At 52.0% G+C, this 19,151-nt stretch carries 26 protein-coding genes and 1 tRNA gene; 24 read left to right on the forward strand and 3 right to left on the reverse strand.

Annotated features, from left to right (window positions below):
* The first annotated feature begins 199 nt into the window (after window positions 1-199).
* The 12 genes from rpmH to ACFFK0_RS00495 all read left to right on the forward strand — a co-directional run bounded on the left by rpmH (window position 200) and on the right by ACFFK0_RS00495 (window position 11,034).
* Complete coding sequence (gene rpmH / locus ACFFK0_RS00440) at window positions 200-334, forward strand: 50S ribosomal protein L34 (RefSeq protein WP_377467513.1); 135 nt, start codon at window positions 200-202, stop codon at window positions 332-334.
* Between the two features lie 96 nt (window positions 335-430).
* Window positions 431-775: a ribonuclease P protein component gene (rnpA, locus tag ACFFK0_RS00445; protein WP_377467515.1), complete on the forward strand. Its 345-nt coding sequence runs from the start codon at window positions 431-433 to the stop codon at window positions 773-775.
* A gap of 107 nt (window positions 776-882) precedes the next feature.
* Complete coding sequence (gene yidC, locus ACFFK0_RS00450; protein ID WP_377467517.1) at window positions 883-1,644, forward strand: membrane protein insertase YidC; 762 nt, start codon at window positions 883-885, stop codon at window positions 1,642-1,644.
* The gene (jag, locus tag ACFFK0_RS00455; protein ID WP_377467519.1) at window positions 1,641-2,258 is read left to right on the forward strand and encodes an RNA-binding cell elongation regulator Jag/EloR; all 618 of its coding nucleotides are present in this window, start codon (window positions 1,641-1,643) and stop codon (window positions 2,256-2,258) included. Before yidC ends, jag begins: the two co-directional genes overlap by 4 nt.
* A gap of 78 nt (window positions 2,259-2,336) precedes the next feature.
* Window positions 2,337-3,713: a tRNA uridine-5-carboxymethylaminomethyl(34) synthesis GTPase MnmE gene (gene mnmE, locus ACFFK0_RS00460; protein ID WP_377467521.1), complete on the forward strand. Its 1,377-nt coding sequence runs from the start codon at window positions 2,337-2,339 to the stop codon at window positions 3,711-3,713.
* Window positions 3,714-3,723: 10 nt separating this feature from the next.
* The gene (gene mnmG, locus ACFFK0_RS00465) at window positions 3,724-5,625 is read left to right on the forward strand and encodes a tRNA uridine-5-carboxymethylaminomethyl(34) synthesis enzyme MnmG (RefSeq protein WP_377467523.1); all 1,902 of its coding nucleotides are present in this window, start codon (window positions 3,724-3,726) and stop codon (window positions 5,623-5,625) included.
* Window positions 5,625-6,359, forward strand: a complete 735-nt coding sequence (gene rsmG / locus ACFFK0_RS00470; RefSeq protein WP_377467525.1) for a 16S rRNA (guanine(527)-N(7))-methyltransferase RsmG — start codon at window positions 5,625-5,627, stop codon at window positions 6,357-6,359. The genes mnmG and rsmG overlap by 1 nt, the downstream gene beginning before the upstream one ends.
* 253 nt (window positions 6,360-6,612) lie before the next feature.
* Window positions 6,613-7,440, forward strand: coding sequence for a nucleoid occlusion protein (gene noc, locus ACFFK0_RS00475; protein ID WP_377467528.1), 828 nt, complete (start codon window positions 6,613-6,615; stop codon window positions 7,438-7,440).
* Window positions 7,441-7,602: 162 nt separating this feature from the next.
* Complete coding sequence (locus ACFFK0_RS00480) at window positions 7,603-8,361, forward strand: ParA family protein (RefSeq protein ID WP_377467530.1); 759 nt, start codon at window positions 7,603-7,605, stop codon at window positions 8,359-8,361.
* Window positions 8,358-9,221: a ParB/RepB/Spo0J family partition protein gene (locus tag ACFFK0_RS00485; RefSeq protein ID WP_377467532.1), complete on the forward strand. Its 864-nt coding sequence runs from the start codon at window positions 8,358-8,360 to the stop codon at window positions 9,219-9,221. Before ACFFK0_RS00480 ends, ACFFK0_RS00485 begins: the two co-directional genes overlap by 4 nt.
* Before the next feature lie 118 nt (window positions 9,222-9,339).
* Window positions 9,340-10,515, forward strand: coding sequence for an aminotransferase class V-fold PLP-dependent enzyme (locus ACFFK0_RS00490; RefSeq protein ID WP_377467534.1), 1,176 nt, complete (start codon window positions 9,340-9,342; stop codon window positions 10,513-10,515).
* Between the two features lie 18 nt (window positions 10,516-10,533).
* Window positions 10,534-11,034 carry a DUF4446 family protein gene (locus tag ACFFK0_RS00495; protein WP_377467536.1) on the forward strand — a complete coding sequence of 167 codons (501 nt, stop codon included), beginning with the start codon at window positions 10,534-10,536 and terminating at the stop codon, window positions 11,032-11,034.
* Here the strand turns inward: ACFFK0_RS00495 and yyaC are convergent.
* Complete coding sequence (gene yyaC, locus ACFFK0_RS00500; RefSeq protein WP_377467538.1) at window positions 11,003-11,620, reverse strand: spore protease YyaC; 618 nt, start codon at window positions 11,618-11,620, stop codon at window positions 11,003-11,005. The two genes, ACFFK0_RS00495 and yyaC, sit on opposite strands and share 32 nt — an antisense overlap.
* Window positions 11,621-11,804: 184 nt before the next feature.
* Here yyaC and ACFFK0_RS00505 point away from each other — a divergent pair, with 184 nt between their 5' ends.
* The 5 genes from ACFFK0_RS00505 (at window position 11,805) to ACFFK0_RS00525 (ending at window position 14,848) form a co-directional block, all read left to right on the forward strand.
* Window positions 11,805-12,059 (forward strand): putative Se/S carrier protein, encoded by a 255-nt coding sequence (locus ACFFK0_RS00505; protein WP_377467540.1) that lies wholly within the window; start codon window positions 11,805-11,807, stop codon window positions 12,057-12,059.
* Window positions 12,060-12,094: 35 nt separating this feature from the next.
* Window positions 12,095-12,970: a mechanosensitive ion channel family protein gene (locus ACFFK0_RS00510; protein ID WP_377467542.1), complete on the forward strand. Its 876-nt coding sequence runs from the start codon at window positions 12,095-12,097 to the stop codon at window positions 12,968-12,970.
* On the forward strand, window positions 12,960-13,181 hold the full coding sequence (locus tag ACFFK0_RS00515; protein WP_377467544.1) for a DUF951 domain-containing protein: 222 nt from the start codon (window positions 12,960-12,962) through the stop codon (window positions 13,179-13,181). The genes ACFFK0_RS00510 and ACFFK0_RS00515 overlap by 11 nt, the downstream gene beginning before the upstream one ends.
* A gap of 113 nt (window positions 13,182-13,294) precedes the next feature.
* Window positions 13,295-13,385 (forward strand) — tRNA-Ser (locus ACFFK0_RS00520).
* A 125-nt stretch (window positions 13,386-13,510) separates the two neighbouring features.
* The gene (locus ACFFK0_RS00525) at window positions 13,511-14,848 is read left to right on the forward strand and encodes a DUF2252 domain-containing protein (protein WP_377467546.1); all 1,338 of its coding nucleotides are present in this window, start codon (window positions 13,511-13,513) and stop codon (window positions 14,846-14,848) included.
* 45 nt (window positions 14,849-14,893) lie between these two features.
* On the opposite strand, the gene ACFFK0_RS00530 is transcribed toward ACFFK0_RS00525, so the two are convergent.
* Window positions 14,894-15,157: a hypothetical protein gene (locus tag ACFFK0_RS00530; RefSeq protein WP_377467548.1), complete on the reverse strand. Its 264-nt coding sequence runs from the start codon at window positions 15,155-15,157 to the stop codon at window positions 14,894-14,896.
* A gap of 1 nt (window position 15,158) precedes the next feature.
* Complete coding sequence (locus ACFFK0_RS00535) at window positions 15,159-15,341, reverse strand: YjzC family protein (RefSeq protein ID WP_377467550.1); 183 nt, start codon at window positions 15,339-15,341, stop codon at window positions 15,159-15,161.
* A gap of 206 nt (window positions 15,342-15,547) precedes the next feature.
* Between ACFFK0_RS00535 and rpsF the strand changes: the two genes are divergently transcribed.
* The 7 genes from rpsF (at window position 15,548) to ACFFK0_RS00570 (ending at window position 19,142) form a co-directional block, all read left to right on the forward strand.
* Window positions 15,548-15,835 carry a 30S ribosomal protein S6 gene (gene rpsF / locus ACFFK0_RS00540; protein WP_377467552.1) on the forward strand — a complete coding sequence of 96 codons (288 nt, stop codon included), beginning with the start codon at window positions 15,548-15,550 and terminating at the stop codon, window positions 15,833-15,835.
* Between the two features lie 52 nt (window positions 15,836-15,887).
* Complete coding sequence (ssb, locus tag ACFFK0_RS00545; RefSeq protein WP_377467554.1) at window positions 15,888-16,376, forward strand: single-stranded DNA-binding protein; 489 nt, start codon at window positions 15,888-15,890, stop codon at window positions 16,374-16,376.
* Window positions 16,377-16,395: 19 nt separating this feature from the next.
* Entirely contained in the window at window positions 16,396-16,677 is a 282-nt protein-coding gene (gene rpsR / locus ACFFK0_RS00550) for a 30S ribosomal protein S18 (protein ID WP_377467556.1), read from the forward strand.
* A gap of 67 nt (window positions 16,678-16,744) precedes the next feature.
* Window positions 16,745-17,641 (forward strand): alpha/beta fold hydrolase, encoded by an 897-nt coding sequence (locus tag ACFFK0_RS00555; protein ID WP_377467558.1) that lies wholly within the window; start codon window positions 16,745-16,747, stop codon window positions 17,639-17,641.
* 21 nt (window positions 17,642-17,662) lie between these two features.
* The gene (locus ACFFK0_RS00560; RefSeq protein ID WP_377467560.1) at window positions 17,663-17,785 is read left to right on the forward strand and encodes a hypothetical protein; all 123 of its coding nucleotides are present in this window, start codon (window positions 17,663-17,665) and stop codon (window positions 17,783-17,785) included.
* 124 nt (window positions 17,786-17,909) lie between these two features.
* On the forward strand, window positions 17,910-18,212 hold the full coding sequence (locus ACFFK0_RS00565; RefSeq protein WP_377467630.1) for a MazG-like family protein: 303 nt from the start codon (window positions 17,910-17,912) through the stop codon (window positions 18,210-18,212).
* Between the two features lie 6 nt (window positions 18,213-18,218).
* Window positions 18,219-19,142, forward strand: coding sequence for a DUF2232 domain-containing protein (locus ACFFK0_RS00570; protein ID WP_377467562.1), 924 nt, complete (start codon window positions 18,219-18,221; stop codon window positions 19,140-19,142).
* Window positions 19,143-19,151: the final 9 nt, after the last annotated feature.

The following is a 19,151-nucleotide window of genomic DNA, read 5'->3' on the forward strand; positions in this document are numbered from 1 at the left end:
TTCCTTCGGGGTTCGCGTTCCAGGCATCTTAAATGACTGCCCACGCTAGCTTGACACTGACGGATGTTGCTAGAGTGTTGACTTTTGTACTTCGAAGTGATTTAATATATGGGTACGAAATTGACCATTTGCCTATGCCGATGGACGGCTGTCCGTGCGGACAGCTTCTTTATAAGGAACGCAAGGAGGTGCTACGTTAATGAAACCGTCTTACAATCCGAATACGCGCAAGCATAAGAAAGTTCATGGCTTCCGCGCAAGAATGAGCACAAAGAACGGCCGCAAGGTATTGGCCGCTCGCCGTCAGAAGGGCCGCAAAGTCATCAGCGCGTAAAGCTCTAGACCACTTAGAGAAGTGGTCTTTTTTTTGTTTGAAATCCGCCGAAATGGTGAAAGCTAGCAGGTATTGAGCGGCAAGGAAGTGCCCGTCATGGAAAAAGAATATCGTCTCGCGAAGCGCGAGGATTTCAATAAAATATACCGGTATGGGAAATCGGCGGCGAATCATCAGTTCGTTCTCTATTATTATCCGCAGAAGGAGCTCGGCCACTTTCGGCTGGGCATTTCGACGAGCAAGAAAGTAGGGAACGCCGTCGTACGCAATTCGCTGCGGCGAAGGCTGAAGGAGATCGTGCGGCTGAACGCGGACAAGTTCCCGCCGAATTACGATTATATCCTCATAGTTAGGAAGCCAGCCGTCGAGATGGAATATGCCGAGCTGGAAAAGAGTCTGTTTCATGTCGTTCGGAAGGCCGGACTGCTTCCCAGAAAATAGCGCCCCGTGCATTTCCTTGTTATGCAGAGTTGTGGTATAGTTTTAGATGGAAAACACTGCTTGTCAGATGACCGTTCCCGCTGCGGGAACGATGGGAGGACTTCATTTTGAATCGTCGTTTATGGAAGCTTGCTCCGTTAGCCCTAATGCCGCTGCTGCTCGCCGCGTGTGGTAACACTACGCCTCAGCCGATCGATTTGGAAACGGCGGACTTCTTTACGAAATATTTCGTCTATCCGCTTTCGTTCACGCTCGATTGGTTCGCACAGCATCTGTGGGGGCAGTACGGACTTTCTATTTTAGTAGTAACGATCATCATTCGTTTCTTGATCCTGCCGCTGACGTTGAAGCAGTATAAGAGCTCCAAGCGTATGCAAGAGCTTCAGCCGGAGCTGAAGAAGATCAAGGATAAGTATAAGGACGATGCGAAGAAGCAGCAGGAAGAAACGATGAAGCTGTTCCAGGCGAACAACGTGAATCCGCTGGCCGGTTGTCTGCCGCTGATCGTGCAGATGCCGATTCTGATCGCCTTGTATCAAGCGATTATGCGGAATCCCGATATTCATACCCATACCTTCTTATGGTTGAATCTCGGCAAAGCCGATCCGTTCTATATTTTGCCGCTGCTTGCAGCCGCTACGACGTGGCTCCAGCAGAAGGTAATGTCTTCGCAAATGAACAATCCGCAGATGCAGAGCTTGATGTTTATCTTCCCGGTGCTGATTTTCGTCATGTCGATGAACTTCGCCGCTGCACTGCCGCTGTACTGGGTGTTCAGCAATATTTTCACCGTGGTGCAGTCGTATTTCATGTATGGCAGAAACAATAACCAGCCTAAACCTGCGGCCAAGGGGAGTTCATCTAAATGAACAAGGTCATCGTAACCGGTAAATCCATAGAAGACGCGGTTCAATCAGGGCTTCGGCAGCTGGGCGCGACGGAGGACCGGGTGCGTGTGACCGTGTTGGAGCAGCCCTCCAAAGGACTGTTCGGTATATTTGGCGTGAAGGAAGCGAAGGTCGAGCTGGAGCTGATTCCGGATCCGGTTGAAGAAGCGGCGTCTTTCCTAACGGAGATGTTCGGGGCGATGCAGCTGACGGTGAAGCTGGACATTGTGAGGACCAAAGAGGGAGCGGACATCAATCTGTCCGGTCCGGAGCTCGGGATCCTGATCGGTAAGCGCGGACAGACGCTGGATTCGATTCAGTATTTGGCGAACATTGTTGCGAACCGGTATTCGGATTCGCACTTGAAGATTAGCTTGGATGCAGAGCAGTTCCGCGAGCGGAGAAAGAAGACGCTGGCGGAGCTGGCCCACCGGCTTGCGGCACGTGTCGTGAAGACTCGTAAGGAAGTCGTGCTCGAGCCGATGCCTGCACCGGAGCGTAAGATAATTCATGCTGAGCTGCAAAACCATCCGAGCGTGAAGACGTTCAGCAAGGGCGATGACCCGAACCGGCGTATCGTCATTGCGCCCAAATGAACTATGCTGCAATGATCCGCTTATCCTGCGGTGTCATTGCTTTTTCTTTAGAATCGAAGGAATGGAGGTGCACACCGCATGTTGAATGATACGATTGCTGCGATTTCGACGCCGCTTGGCGAAGGGGGGATTGCGGTCATCCGCGTGAGCGGAGATGAAGCTGTCGCTCTGGCGGGCCGGTTGTTCCGCGGCCGGACGAAGCTGACGGATATGCCGACACATACGGTTCAATACGGTTCGATTGTTGATCCCGGTACCGGGGAGAAGCTGGAGGAAGCGCTCGTTACCGTGATGCGGGCGCCGCGCTCGTTCACTCGCGAGGATGTTGTCGAGGTTGGCTGTCACGGCGGTATTGTCGCAGTTAAGCGAGTGCTGGATGCACTGCTTGAGCAAGGAGTCCGGCTCGCCGAGCCCGGGGAATTTACGAAGCGGGCGTTCCTGAACGGGAGAATCGACTTGACGCAAGCCGAAGCGGTGATCGATTTGATCCGGGCGAAGTCCGACCGGGCGTTCAAGGTTGCGATGAAGCAGGTGGACGGCAAGCTGTCGAAGCGGATCGGTGCGCTGCGTTATCGTCTTATTGAGCTGATGGCGCACATTGAGGTGAATATCGACTACCCGGAGCATGACGTGGCGGAAATGACAAGCTCGATGATTGCCGATGTCGGCACATCGGTATCGGCGGAAATCGATGAACTGCTGCGGACGGCGGAACAGGGAAAGATTTTGCGGGAAGGGATATCGACGGCCATTATCGGGAAGCCCAATGTTGGGAAGTCGTCGCTGCTTAATGCACTGGCTCAGGATGAGAGAGCGATTGTGACGGATATCCCGGGAACGACGCGGGACGTGATCGAGGAGTATGTGAACGTCGGCGGCATTCCGCTCCGGCTGCTGGATACAGCCGGCATTCGCGAGACGACGGATGTAGTGGAGCAGATCGGTGTGGAGCGATCGAGGTCCGCTTTGGCGGATGCCGATCTGATCCTGCTCGTGCTGAATCGGAGCGAGACGCTGTCGGAGGAGGAGCGGGAGCTGCTTGCAGCGGTGAAGGACCGGCAGACGGTCGTCGTGCTGAACAAGACGGATTTGCCGCAGCGTCTGGAAATCGAAGAAGTACGGGAGCTGTTCTCTTCCGAGCGCATTGTAGAGACGTCGCTGCTTGAGGAGCGCGGGCTCGCCGATTTGGAGAAGGCGATTACGGCGTTATTTTTCCAGGGCGGTATCGATGCGAATGAAATGACGTATGTAAGTAATGCGCGGCATATTCATCTGTTTAAGCAGGCGAAGCGGTCGCTGCGGGATGCGCTTGACGCCAATGAGCAGGGTGTGCCGATCGATATGATTCAGATTGACCTGCGGGCTGCCTGGGAGCAGCTCGGCGAGATTATCGGCGATTCGGTAGCCGAGTCGTTGATCGATCAAATATTTTCGCAATTTTGCTTAGGGAAATGAGGGAAAGCGGATGACAGGATATACAGCTGGAGAATTTGAAGTCATCGTCATTGGAGCCGGTCATGCCGGCTGTGAGGCGGCGCTGGCTTCGGCGCGAATGGGCTGCAATACGCTGCTGCTCACGATTAACCTGGATATGGTGGCGTTCATGCCGTGCAACCCGTCTATCGGAGGGCCGGCGAAAGGGCACGTGGTACGGGAGATCGACGCATTAGGCGGCGAAATGGGACGCAATATCGATAAAACGTTCATCCAGATGCGGATGCTGAATACGGGCAAAGGTCCGGCCGTGCATGCGCTGCGTGCACAAGCGGATAAGTTCATGTACCAGCATACAATGAAGGAGACGATTGAGAGTACGCCGAATTTGACGCTCCGTCAAGGGATGGCGGAGGAGCTGATCGTGGAGGATGGCGTGGTTCGCGGCGTCATTACAAAGACGGGTGCCCGGTACATGGCCTCCGCTGTTGTGTTAACGACAGGGACATACCTGCGCGGCAAAATCATTATGGGCGAACTGATGTACGAGTCCGGCCCTAACAATCAGCAGCCTTCGGTGAAGCTGTCGGAGAGCCTGCGCGCACTCGGCTTCGAGCTCGTTCGTTTCAAGACCGGCACGCCGCCGCGGGTGCATAAGGATACGATCGATTTCTCGAAGACGGAAATTCAGCCTGGCGATGCGGAGCCGAAGTATTTCTCTTACGAAACCGGGAAGAGCGAGCGGGCGAACCAGCAGCTGCCTTGCTGGCTTACTTATACCTCGGAGAATACCCATCAAATCATTAACGACAATCTGCATCGCGCGCCGATGTTCTCGGGTGCGATCGAAGGAACGGGGCCGCGTTATTGCCCATCCATCGAGGATAAAATCGTGCGTTTCAGCGACAAGCCGAAGCACCAGATTTTCCTTGAGCCGGAAGGCCGTTACACGTCGGAATACTACGTGCAGGGGCTGTCGACAAGCATGCCTGAGGATGTGCAGCTGCAAATTTTGCGCTCGATTCCGGGCCTGGAGCAGGTGGAGATGATGCGCACCGGCTATGCCATTGAGTATGATGCGGTTGTGCCTACACAGCTGAAGCCTTCTCTTGAGACGAAGCTGGTGTCCGGATTGTTTACGGCAGGGCAAATTAACGGAACTTCCGGTTACGAAGAAGCGGCCGGTCAAGGGATTATGGCCGGTATTAATGCGGCTCGTAAGGTACAAGGTAAGGAACCTGTTATTTTGGATCGTTCTGAAGGGTATATCGGGGTGTTGATCGACGATCTGGTGACCAAAGGAACGAGTGAGCCTTACCGCCTGCTGACGTCGCGCGCCGAGTACCGGCTGCTGCTCCGTCATGATAATGCGGATCTCCGTTTGACCCCGATCGGCTATGACATCGGGTTGATTCCGGAGGAGAGATACCAGCTCTTCTTGCGGAAGAAGGAGCTGGTTGCCGAGGAGCTGCAGCGACTGAAAGCGACGAAGGTGAAGGCTGAGGAGCATGTGCAGGCTCTGCTGACCGAAGCCGGTACCGTAACGCTGACACAATCGACGGATCTGATTACGCTGCTGCGCCGCCCGGAGATTACTTACGCTCATATCGAGCGGCTTGCGCCACCTCCTCCGGAGCTGACGGAAGAGATGAAGGAGCAGGTGGAAATTCAAATTAAATACGAGGGATATATCGAGAAGCAGCTTGCTCAAGTAGAGCGTTTGCGTAAGATGGAGAAAAAGAAAATTCCGGACGACATTCGATATGAAGAGGTTCACGGGCTTGCTTCCGAAGCGAAGCAAAAGCTGGCGAAAATCCGTCCGGTGTCGATCGGGCAGGCGTCGCGTATTTCCGGCGTTACTCCGGCTGACATCTCGATCCTTCTTGTTTATTTGGAGCATTATAATCAAGTCACAGCGGCCAGAGGTTCCTGATGAGCACCGATGCACAACAACTGCTGGTGGATCTGCTCTCCGCGCAAGGCATTGTCTTGACGGAGAAGCAGCTCCTGCAATTTGATATTTATTATCGCACGCTGGTCGAGTGGAACGAGAAGATGAACTTGACCGGTATTACCGATCGCGAGCAAGTGTATTTGAAGCATTTTTACGATTCGCTTTCGCTTGCCTTCTTCCTGCCGATGGAGGAGGTTTCTAGACTTGCGGATATTGGCTCCGGCGCAGGCTTTCCCGGAATTCCGCTTAAAATCGTGTACCCGCATTTGAAGCTGACCATCGTAGATTCTCTTCAGAAGCGGATTCATTTCTTGGAACACTTGTCGAGTGAGTTAGGACTTACGGATGCGGCTTTTATTCATGGACGAGCAGAGGACATCGCCAGACTTCCGGACCATCGAGATCAATACGACCTCGTCACCGCAAGGGCGGTTGCACGACTCGCTGTTTTGAATGAATTTTGCTTGCCATTCGTTAAAACCAACGGCTTGTTTGTAGCGATGAAAGGGGCAAGCGGGGAAGAGGAGCTGTCGGAAGCTCGTTATAGCATGGACCAGTTGAAGGGAAGCCTGGAGCGGGCAGAAAAGTTCACCCTACCGATGGAAGAGTCCAGCCGCCAGCTTTTCTTTGTTCGAAAGAAGTCTCCGACTCCGCCGAAGTACCCGCGAAAGGCCGGTTTACCACTCAAGGAACCGTTGCTGCCACGGACTTAATGTTCCACGTGAAACATAATTCTCCAGCCAGTCACATGCTGAATGCTAAACAGCTGTCAATAGATTTACATAGTCTGTTGCACTGTTCAAGCAGGAAAATGACGTTCTTTGGAGAATATGTTTAGTAAGGGAATCCGATAATCGTGCAGCTTGATAGACAACACAGAAGGAGTCATTATCGGCACATCGTATCGGGGAACATTCACATATACATCTACAAATTCGGATGGAAGAGTTAGGTGGTATCGTTCCTATGAAAGAGCAATTATCGAAGTTCTTTGGGTTTAACGAGACACAGAGAAACAGTCCGGACGAAGTGAAAAACTTACCGGTACACGAAATCGTACCTAGTCCGTATCAACCTAGAACGGTGTTCGATGATGATCGAATTGAAGAGCTTATGCAGACAATCCGTACGCACGGTGTCATTCAACCGATTGTCGTTCGAGTCCGAAACAACAAATTCGAACTTATTGCAGGGGAACGGCGTCTCCGGGCAACTCGCAAATTAGGATTAGAAACGATCCCGGCGATCATTCGTGACTTTAATGATTCACAAGCAGCTTCAATCGCTCTCATTGAAAATCTTCAGCGTGAAGGACTGACTGCGATAGAAGAAGCTGCGGCTTATCAACAGCTGATTGAAATGCATGATCTAACCCAAGAAAGCTTGGCACAGCGACTTGGTAAGAGCCAATCTACGATTGCCAATAAAATCCGATTGCTGCATCTCAGCGAGCCTGTAAAGACAGCTTTGATGGAGCGCAAAATTACGGAACGGCATGCAAGAGCGCTCCTTTCTCTGGACCAGGAAGAACTGCAGCAGCAGGTGCTTGGAGAGATTATATCGAAGGAATTGAACGTGAAGCAAACGGAAGCGCGTGTTCAGTTCTTAAAAGAATCGACCAAGCTGAAGAAGGCTAGAAGGGTATCGTTTACGAAGGATGTTCGACTTGCGCTGAATACGATTCGGCAATCCGTTGAGATGGTTACGAATTCCGGTCTGAATATCGATACGCATGAACAAGATTATGAAGACCGATACGAAATCGTTATTCGAATTCCGAAAAACAAAGCTTGATATGGCTTGGCGAAAAGCGTTCACCGTCCCCGATGCGCATCGGGGTCTTTTTTCTTGTCAAGACAGGTAACGCATCTCGATTTGTGATATGATAGTCATACGACATTTTTTTCGTCTAGGAATGGATAGTTTTTAGTGATGCTAACACGAGGTGAAACGGATTTGTCTAAAATAATCGCCATTACGAACCAGAAGGGCGGCGTCGGGAAGACGACGACATCCGTCAATCTGGGCGCTTCTCTAGCATCTTTAGGGAAGAAAGTGCTGCTCATTGACATTGATCCCCAAGGAAATACAACTAGCGGCATAGGGATTAATAAGGCCGATGTTCAATATTGCATTTACGACGTACTGATCAACGATGTGCATCCGAAGGATGCGACAATGGATACGGCGCTGCCGAATCTGAAAATTATTCCGGCGACGATTCAACTGGCTGGAGCGGAAATTGAGTTGGTTCCGACGATCTCTCGCGAAGTGCGGCTGAAGAAGTCGCTTCAGCTTGTTAAAGACCAGTACGATTATGTGCTGATTGATTGCCCTCCTTCGCTCGGCATCCTGACCGTCAATTCATTAACCGCATCGGATTCCGTTATCATTCCTATTCAATGTGAATATTACGCTCTGGAAGGGTTGAGCCAGCTGCTCAACACTGTACGATTGGTTCAGAAGCATTTGAATACATCGCTGCAAATTGAAGGCGTACTTCTTACGATGTTTGATGCAAGGACGAATCTGGGAATTCAAGTCATCGAAGAAGTGAAAAAATACTTCCAACAAAAGGTGTACCAGACGATCATTCCGCGTAATGTGCGCTTGAGCGAGGCGCCGAGCCATGGCCAATCGATCATTACGTATGATCCGAAGTCGAAAGGCGCTGAGGTATATCTGGAGTTGGCGAAGGAAGTGATCTCACTATGACGAAGCGTTTAGGAAGAGGATTGGATGCGCTGATTCCATCGCTGCAAGTGAGTGAAGATGACAAGGTCGTTGAAATTCCATTAGCTCAGCTGCGGCCGAATCCGTATCAACCAAGAAAGCAGTTTAACGAAGAGAGCATTCAAGAGCTGGCCACTTCCATTAAGGAATATGGCGTCGTACAACCGATTATAGTTAGAACTGTGCTTAAAGGCTATGAGATTATCGCCGGGGAGAGACGCTTCCGCGCATCCCAGGTATGCGGCTTGGCAACGATTCCTGCCGTTGTCCGTAAGTTCTCAGATCAGCAAGTAATGGAGATCGCTCTTGTAGAAAACCTGCAGCGCGAGGACTTGAATGCCATGGAAGTTGCGGTAGCTTACCAGGCGATTATGGACCAGTTCTCTTTAACTCAAGAGGAGCTTTCGGCTAAGGTAGGGAAGAGTCGCTCGCATATCGCGAACTTTTTGCGGCTGCTTCAGCTGCCGGAGCAAATTAAACAATATGTTTCACGTGGAACATTATCAATGGGTCACGCAAGAGCAATCGCAGGCATTAAGGACGATAATGTGAAGAAAGAGCTGGCTGAGAAAAGTATCGCTCAACAATGGAGCGTCAGACAGCTGGAGGATGCGGTCAAAAATCTTGAGGATGATGCTGAGAAAGAGAAGACGGCGAAGCCTGTTGTGGAACAGAAGCGGAACCCGTTCATTCATCAAGCGGAAGATCAGCTCAGAGACTTGTTTAGGACGACCGTTAAGATTAAAGGCCAGAACAATAAAGGGAAGATTGAGTTCGCTTATTACTCGCAAGATGATTTGAACCGATTACTAGAGCTGCTGCAAGGCCGACTTTCCTCCTAGGCACATACAAAAAGATGGAATGCATGCCGAAGTTTGATTGCCTGGAAAAGGTGCAAACTAAGGGATGCATTCTTCGTGTGGGGGACCATATTTATTCATACACCGGAGGCGGTAAGACATGGTGAAGGAGAATACTCCGTACATTTACTTGGATCATGCCGCATCTTCGTGGCCGAAGCCGCCGGAGGTCGTTAAGGCGGTGACGGATGCGATTCAGCACCACACGGCGAATCCGGGGCGCGGTTCCCATCGTATGGCGCTTGAGGCGAGCAGAATTATTTTCGAAGCGAGGAAAGAAGTAGCAGGGTTGCTAGGTGTACGAAACCCGAACGATATTGCTTTCACTGCGAACACTACCGAAGCGTTGAACCTAGCGATCAAAGGCATTGTGAAGGAAGGCGATCACGTCATCTGTACGTCGGTCGAGCACAACTCCGTTCGAAGGCCGTTGGAATATTTGCGGAGGACAAAGAACGTACAGGTCAGCTACATTCGAACCGATGCATATGGGCAGTTAGAGGTGAAGGAAGTAGAGAAGGCGTGTCAAGCTAACACATCCCTGATTGTCTGTACGCATAGCTCGAATTTATTAGGGTCGATTCTTCCCGTTGCAGATATCGCGGAAGTGTGCAAGAGGAGAGGAATCCGGCTGCTGGTGGATGCCGCTCAGACGCTTGGTGCTTATCCGGTTCATGCAGGACGGCTGGGAGCGGATATGATCGCTTTCCCCGGGCATAAGGGATTATTGGGACCTCAGGGAACCGGAGGCCTTTACATTTCGCCGGAACTGCTGCTCGAGCCGCTGCTTCATGGGGGGACAGGGAGCCAATCGGAGGCGGTCGATCAACCGACCGTACGCCCGGACCGGTATGAAGCCGGTACGCAGAATGTCGTGGGGTTGGCGGGCTTGCGGGCCGGAGCGGCGTATGTAAGAAGCGTAGGGGTGGAAAATATTCATCGCCACGATATGGAGTTAACCCAGAGCTTAATGGCCGGTCTGTTGGAAATCGAAGGGGTTGCGGTACTCGGGCCTAAAATCGGACAAACTAAAACGGGGATCGTATCATTCCTGATAGAAGGAGTGGACAGCGCACAGGCTGCGTTTCAGTTGGATCGGGAGTTCGGTATCGCCGTCCGGGCAGGCTTTCATTGTACGCCGCTTGCGCATGAAACGATGGGGACGGGGCAAACAGGAGCGATACGGGCTAGCGTTGGATACAGCACGACGACGGAGGAGACGAGAGCGCTTCTGGAGGCAGTTGCCCATATTGCTCGTACATACCGGCTGAAGTAGATAGGGGAGAGAGACAAATTGGCAGAGGATTGGGTGTACACGGAAACCGGTATGATCGCGATAGCTGCTTTAGCAATCGCTGCAGTTTGTTTTATATTAGTCATCGTATTATCCGTATCTTTAGCAAAGGCAAAGAAAAGATACAAGAGATTGTCGGCCGGAAATGACGGAGCCAACATGGAGGGGCTGCTGCTGGACATACGAGACCAGCTTCAGGCGATCCGCAGCGAACAGCAAGTCCAGAAAGACACGATGAATACGATCCAGGCAAAAATAAAAACGATGAAATCCAAGGTCGGGATTCATCGTTATAACGCCTTCCATGCGGAGGGCAGCGACATGAGCTTCACCATTGCGATGCTGGATGAAGAGACGAACGGGATTGTCGTAACCGGAATTCACAGCCGGGACCAAACGTATGTGTACGCCAAGCCGATCGAGAACGGGCAATCCAAGTACAATCTGTCTCCGGAGGAGAAAGAGACGATTACTCGGACTTTGCGATCGTCGACGCAGTAAAGCGCTGTGATTGAAGCAAGGAGATGTAAAAGGCTCTAGCGATCACTTCGGCCATATTCATCACGAGGCTGAGCCGGGTATTTTGCAGAACGAAATATTCCATAAATCCGCCTACATTGACGATGCCGGTCACATGCATATCGCCCACGGCCGGCAGTTCCTTATTTACTCCCGCACCAGGCTTCAGAGGACCGTTCGCAACTTGAATGCAGCCGACACTGGTTAATTGACCGAGACAGGCATCTATGGCGATAATAAAAGGATTAGCAAACCGGGATTGAATATCGCTTACGGTGTCGGCCAAATTCATGGCATGAACCGGCTGCTCCAGCGTACCATAAAGGTGGTAACCGCCTACATGATATTTCGATAAATGGGTACCGACAAGCGGCCCGAGGGAATCACCCGTGGAACGATCCGTACCGACGCAAACGATGACGATAGGGCGATCATTCGGTAATGTGGCATAGATGTCGACAAGATGGCGGGATAACGTCTCCAAGGCGGTGGCATCGGTATGGGCGATTTTGAGGGGGGAGACAGGGTCTTTACCATGGCGTGAATCGAAGCTGAATGGAAATTTCATATATAGCCTCCTTGCCTTAGCGCCGTATTAAGCACAGATAAGCGGGACACCGTCCTAACAGGACTGCGCGTTTATCGATGCGGAATCAGCCGGGTTTTGAAACTAAGGATTGTTATCTAGTATATGGAAATGTAGAATCATTTATACATACTGCATTTAATAGATTCGGAAAGGGTGTCCAAGGGTGAGTGAGGACTGGCTACTGATTGCTTTCGACTCGACCCAGCAAGCGCTCAGAGCGGAGATGCTGCTGGAGTATGCCGATATCGACATCGATACATGTCCGACGCCGAAGTCGATCACGGCTGGCTGCGCGCTTTCGATTCAGTTTCCGCATGAACGCTTGGAGGATGTCAAAGCGATCATAAGAGACGAAAGTGTGGAGATTCGCGGCATTTATTTTAAAACCGGGGACGGATATGCTACCATAAATGAATGAAAGATGACGGAAAAGAGGCAGGAGGGATGGCCGCGATGCCGGTATGGAATTGGTATGAATGGACAGCCAATCTGTTTAGCGGGGAAAGGCTTGCCCACTACACTTGGGTTGTCGTCCTGGTCGTGCTTATTTATGTGATTTCGCGGATTGTGATCAAAATTGCCGATCGGACCTTGCAGCACATTATTGCTGCTAGAGACAAATCGCCTTTGAAGTTCGACGTTCGCCGCACGAACACGATGACGAAGCTCGTGCACAACCTGGTCTCATACACGGTTAATTTTATTACGATTCTACTTATCCTGGCACAGTTCGGCGTCAATCTGGGGCCGCTTCTGGCGGGCGCCGGCGTATTGGGTCTAGCGATCGGCTTTGGGGCGCAAAGCTTGGTGAAAGACATCATTACGGGATTTTTTATTATCTTTGAAGATCAATTCGCTGTAGGGGATACGGTTCAGATCGACCAGTTCAAAGGAACGGTCGAGGAGATCGGGATTCGCGTGACCCGGATCAAGAGCTGGACCGGCGAGGTTCATATTATTCCGAACGGCAACATCAAACAGGTGACGAACTTCTCCGTACATAACTCGATAGCGGTCATTGATATCAGTATTGCATATGAAGCGGACTTGAATAAGGCCAATGAAGTGCTGAAGGAGACGCTGGCGAAGTATTTCGAGAAAAGCACGAAGCTGGTGAAAATGCCGGATTTACTCGGCGTGCAGACGCTTGGTCCGTCGGAAGTGAAGCTGCGGATAACGGCGGAGTGCCTGCCAACGCTGCAGGGCGAAGTCCAGCGTGAGCTGCATGCCGAAATTAAAAGAACGTTCGATGAGCACGGAATCGAAATTCCGTATCCGAAAACCGTTACGTACCTAAAGGCGGAGAGGGCGGTAGAGCATGGAGCGTAAACAGTTTCAGCTGGGTGATATCGTACAAATGAAAAAGCCGCATCCTTGCGGCACGAACGAGATGGAAATCATCCGAATGGGGATGGATATCCGCATTAAGTGTGTAGGCTGCAAGCATAGCGTATTGGTGCCGCGGGCAAAATTCGAGAGCAAGCTGAAGAAGGTGCTGAGATCAGCACCGTCGCAAGAAGCCAATACAATGGTGGAGTAAGAGAAAGCGGATTCGTCGGCAGCCGGCAACGGCGCTTAACGAGAAACCCCATGTAGGGCTTGCCAATCCCATAATTGGTATGATACAATAAATTTCGTTCTGCTTCACAGGTTGGAGAGGTACCCAAGAGGCCCAAGGGGGCTGACTCGAAATCAGCTAGGCGGCTCGCGCCGTGCGTGGGTTCGAATCCCACCTTCTCCGCCATCCTTGAACATAAAGCTACAGCTAACATACAGACACGACATCGAATGAGAGTGCAATTTGCGCTCTCATTTTTATTTGTCGATTTATAAATGGGATTCTATCCAGACTAAGGAGAAGGTACATATATGGGACATAGTAGTTTAACCGATCGCGTAAGAAGCACGCAGCGTCTGCTCCGCAAGAACATGCTGAAGAGTGTACTGGATCAATTCGACGGCCAGCTCATGAAGCTGGATGAGGACAAACGCCGGGCCAAGTACAGCAAAATGACGGCGAGCCCGTTTTTATTTTACCGGGGGACCGCCTATTTGTTCTATTTCGATACGAGTCGGGAGTGGCTGCCGTATCATAGTGCGCCGGAGCGGCCTACCTGGATTCAAGGGGATTTGCACTTCGAGAATTTCGGAGCGTTTCGCAGCGAGAGCGGACGTATCGTATTTGATGTGAATGATTTTGATGAGGGATACTTGGGGTCCTATTTATATGACGTGCTGCGAATGGCGGTGAGCGTGTCGCTGATTAGCCGTATGATGGGGCTGGAGACAGAGGCCGAGGGCGAGGCGATCAAGCAGTACGCAGAGGCGTATTACCGGCAAATTCAGCGGTTTGCGAAGCGCAAGGAGGATCCGTGTGACTTGGTGTTTGATGAGGAGCATACGGACGGACCGATCCGCAAGCTGCTGCGGAAAGTGCAGAAGCGATCCACGAGCGACTTTCTGGAAGAAGTCACGACATTGTTACCGGAGAATAGGCGGTTTATCCGTTCGGCGGAGATCGTAGCCGTCACGGAGGAGGAACGTGCGCGACTGCTGGCGGCGTGGCCGGATTATATCGGAACGATCGAGCCGAAGACGAAACGGCCGGATGCCCATTACGGAATTAAGGATTTGGCGGTCAAGCATGGATCGGGCACGGCTTCGATCGGGTTGGACCGGTACTATGTGCTTATCGAGGCTGAGGGCGGCAATCAGGCACTGGATGACGTGGTGCTCGAGGTGAAGGAGGTACGTGTGCCGGTGCCTGCCTATTTCATGCCCTACTCGGAGACGTTCTGGAACTACTTCGGCCATCAGGGGAAGAGGGTGATCGTCACACAGCAGGCGATGCATCATGAGGCGGACCCGTATTTGGGCTATTTGACGATAGAGGACAGGCATTTCTACGTACGGGAGAGGTCTCCTTACAAGAAGAAGCTGAAGGTCGACAAGTTGGACGGAGCCGAGGAGCTTCTGGCAGCGCTGGAAACGATGGGCCAAATCACGGCAAAAATGCATGCCAGGGCCGACGTCGATGTGAAAGAAGGACTACTGGATTACCATAGCGAAGACGAAATTTACGCGGCGATGGGCGAGGATCGAGGGGCGTTTGCCGAATTTGTGGCGAATTGGGCGATGTCGTATGCCTATCAGGTAGAAGAAGACTATGTCTTGTTTAAGGAATGGGTGGAGGAGCGGAGTGCGTAAACAAGCGGCCTCCCGCGCCATAAGGCGAAGGAGGCTGCCGTTCGTTTATGCTGCACTGCGGCCCGACCTGATCCGGGCAATAGAGTAGTCAATGATGTAGCCGATGAGCGTGTACGTTGCGATGGTCAGCAAGTAAATGATGACAACAGTACTAATGCGGGTAACGTCGCCGAAGGCCGGCGCGATCCACGCCGGGACGCTTAGGCTGTAAAACAGCAAATAGATCGGATCATATTCATGACCGATGAAATGAACAAGGCAGAGCAAGGCGCCGAATACGGTAAGTCCGAGTGTGAAAGGTTTTCTCATATCAGTGCACCACTCGGACCCATTTGCGGTCCTCGTTTGTATTATTCGGGAATCGCTCCCCTTTCTTCAAGTGAATGATTTGGGGGTCTTCGATACCCATGTGGTGATCCCGATCGCCAACTTCTTTGTAAATCCCGTCGTTCGGAGCTTTCTGTCCTCTATTGAACTGTGTTTGCTCACCCATCGTTATCACCTCCCGTGTAGATAGGTTTAGGATGGCCACAGTTTTCGCCGGTCATGTGACGAACTCGGTGCCATCTTCAGGCAGTGATGACGGCTTGTGTTTTGTTATCGAGTCTGGTATAGTATTTGGGTGCGAGTTTTACTTTGAATTCTCGCTCCTTGCTCTCCCTGTGAGGGCCGTTTAGTCCAGAAGGAGGTGACCAAATCATGCGTAAATACGAAGTGATGTACATCATTCGTACAGATATTGAACAAGAACAGGTTCAATCTACTGTAGAGAAGCTTCAAGGCATCATCACCAATGGCGGTGGCGAGATTACGAAGCAAGATGTGATGGGCAAGCGCCGTTTAGCGTATGAGATCAACAAGTTCCGTGACGGGCATTACGTGCTCGTGCAATTCACAGCGACTCCTGAAGTTGTGAAGGAACTGGATCGGGTAATGAAGATTTCGGATGAAGTCATTCGTTTCCTCGTTACTAACGACGTAGCGTAAGACCAAGACAAGCATCTGCAAGTAGCAAGCCATAGTCTGGGGAGGATTCGCCATGCTTAACCGTGTTATTCTGATCGGGAGACTCACTCGAGACCCTGAATTGCGTTATACGCCTGCCGGTGTCGCCGTGACCCAGTTCACGCTGGCTGTTGATCGTCCGTTCTCGAATTCGCAAACGAAGGAGAGAGAGGCGGACTTCATTCCTGTCGTGACTTGGAGGCAGCTTGCCGAAACCTGCGCCAACTATTTGCGCAAAGGACGGCTCGCCGCGGTTGAAGGCCGTATGCAGGTTCGCAGCTACGACAACAACGAAGGGCGCAAAGTGTATGTAACGGAAGTCGTTGCCGACAATGTGCGCTTCTTGGAATCGGCCAGCAGCGTGAATCGCGAGGAAGGATCGGGAGGCAATCCGGGCGGAGGATACGGCGGAGGTGGCGGAGGCAGCCGCTACGGCGGCGGCGGCGGTTCCCGCGATATGCAGGATCCGTTCCAGGACGACGGGAAACCGATCGACATCTCGGATGATGATCTGCCATTCTAAGTAGAAAGGACTGAATGCAATGAGCTTCAAGAGAAATGAAGGCGGCGAAGACCGCGGCGAGCGTAAATTCTCGCCACGCGGCAAAGGCAAAGGCAAGCGCCGGAAAGTGTGCTACTTCACAGTCAATAAGATCACTCACATTGACTATAAAGATATCGAGACGCTGAAGAAGTTCATCAGCGAGCGCGGCAAGATTCTTCCTCGCCGTGTAACCGGTACTTCCGCGAAGTACCAGCGTGCTCTGACAATCGCGATTAAGCGCGCTCGTCAGGTAGCACTGCTGCCGTACACTACGGAGTAATCGAGATCGAGTCAACGACAGCCGGCCCTAGGGCCGGCTGTTTTTGCGTAGAGAGGGATTCAGCTTGATGAGATATCATACTATATATAAGTCGAAGCAGGGCAAGGCGATCCTTCATCAGCATTACGATAAGTACGTTGACTCCTTGGGAGTGGAAGTGGAGCGCAGATATGTCCCTACCCGATTTGGACGGACGCACGTGCTTCAGCTTGGGCCCGAAGGGGCAAAGCCATTGATGATTTTGCAGGGGGGGAACTGTGTGAATCCGATGACGCTGTCGTGGTTCGCACCGTTATTCCGGCAATATCGCATTTATGCTCCAGACACGATCGGACATCCCGGGTATAGTGATGAGACGAGGCTATCCGGCAAAGATCACAGCTTAGCCGTGTGGTTGTCCGATGTGATGGTTGAACTGGGCCTGACTCGGAGCGCGTGGATCGGACCTTCATTCGGCGCGGGAATGGTGCTGCGGTTGGCAGCCCACATGCCGGAGAAAATCGCCTGTGCCGCTCTGATTGCCCCTGCAGGGATTCGATTAGGCGATAAATCTGCGATGATCAGGCAGATTTTGCTGCCGCTAATCCGATACAGGCTGGGCGGCAATCCGAAGCACTTGAACCGAATTGCGGAAGCGATGTCCTTAGGCGGCATGAAGGAGACCGATAAGTCGATAATCGGCCATATCTTTCGGTATGTGAAGCTGGAGCAGGACATGCCCAAGCTAAGCGAGCTTGAGGAATTGACCGGATATCGAGCGCCTACACTGCTGATTGCAGGGAACCGGGATATTTTCTTTCCTGGGGATAGGGTAATCTCAAGAGCCAAAGATGTGATTCCGAATCTGATGGAGGCGAAGCTGCTCGATATGGGGCATTTTCCGTCAGATGAGATGCTTCGGTTGATGAACAAGGAAATACAGGTGTTTTTAGAACAAACGTACCTGCTCAACGAAGACAAGTAAACAAACCGAAGAAGCCCTGTCGTGAACAGGCGATATACGGGTACGAAGCGGGCGGCGTCTCAGCAGCAGCTGGAGCTGCACGCAAACGATGACGTTCACATCTCCGTCCGGTATCGGCGGTCGGCAACAAAAACAAGCAAATGAACGGAGAGTCGGTACACCGGTATACGGCAGCGCACTCGGGGCGAAACTGTGTAGTCAAACTGATTTGTGTTATAATCGGGGGAAAGAGCTTGTATGCTGTAAGGAGAGGGCGCTCGTGTCGCATATGGAGAAGGACGTTGATCTCGCACGAAGAGCCAAGGTCATCGAGTGGCTGAAGACGGAGGTCGTCGATCAAGTGGCGCACCTGCTCAAAGGCATTTGGGAGGGAAGCCACGCGAAGATGCTGGACGCACTGGCAAGTCTGGTGTCGTCGGGCTATATTTTGGGCCGGAGATTGGGGATTTCGTATCGCAGCTTGGATGAAGCCGTCCTGGATAAAATGAAAAAGCACCGTACGGAAGGCCACCAGCTGGAAGACTGGTACGGCGATATATCCGCGTTGGAAGAACATTTGCGTAAGAGGTGAACTCGGTTGGGTAATCGGCGTTTGTGGCCTTATTTGGTATGGAGTTTCGTATATATCCTTATGTTGTTGTCGCTGATCGTCCCACCGCTGCTGCTCCTGACGATGTGGTTTCTGATGGTGCCGGTGCTCGTGCTGTATGTGAAGCTCGACACGAAGCGGTTCGTGCTGTTTTACGGAGCCAGTCTCGCCGTCGTGTATGTGCTCACGGCGGGAATCGGGCCGCTGCTGCTGGCGATATCGCTATTTTTCCTGCCGCCTGTCATCGTGATGGGCAATTTGCATAAGAAGAAGTCAGCGGCGAAGACGGTGCTGACAGCCGGTATGGTGACGCTGCTTGCCGAGGCACTGCTGAGCTTGGTGATCGGTTACGCGGTCGGATTTGACCCAGTGTCGAAATTCCAGACATCCATGACGGAAACGATCGAGTCGTATCCGGAAGGCTTCATGGGCATGGTCAAGACGTACACGGACCAATATGTACAGGTAATTGTACAAATGATCCCGTTCTATCTCATTTTGTTCTCTTACGCGTTTACGGCTGTGAATCATACGATAGCGCGGCGCATTCTAAACCGGATGGGAGCCGAGCTGCCGGGGATGAAGCCGCTTCGCGAATGGCGCATGCCCAAGACATTCGTCGTGATCTACATTATTACGACCGTCTTGTACATGGCGCTGCCGGCGGGAGATACCTCGATGATGTCGACCCTGGTCTTGAATCTCCATCCGCTGTTGACGCTCGTGTTCGTCGCCCAGGGATTGTCCTTCCTGTTCTTTACGGCGCACGAGCGGGGCCGATCCAGAGCGCTGCCGATTGCAGCCGTCGTGCTGCTCGTGCTGCTGTTCCCGTTGTTAATGTACGTTTACAGCATTCTGGGCGTGATGGATGCGGCACTGCCGCTGCGGGAGCGATTCCGCAAAAATCGGTAGGAGAAGAGG

Source organism: Paenibacillus chartarius, from assembly GCF_042432825.1.
Classification (GTDB): domain Bacteria; phylum Bacillota; class Bacilli; order Paenibacillales; family NBRC-103111; genus Gordoniibacillus; species Gordoniibacillus chartarius.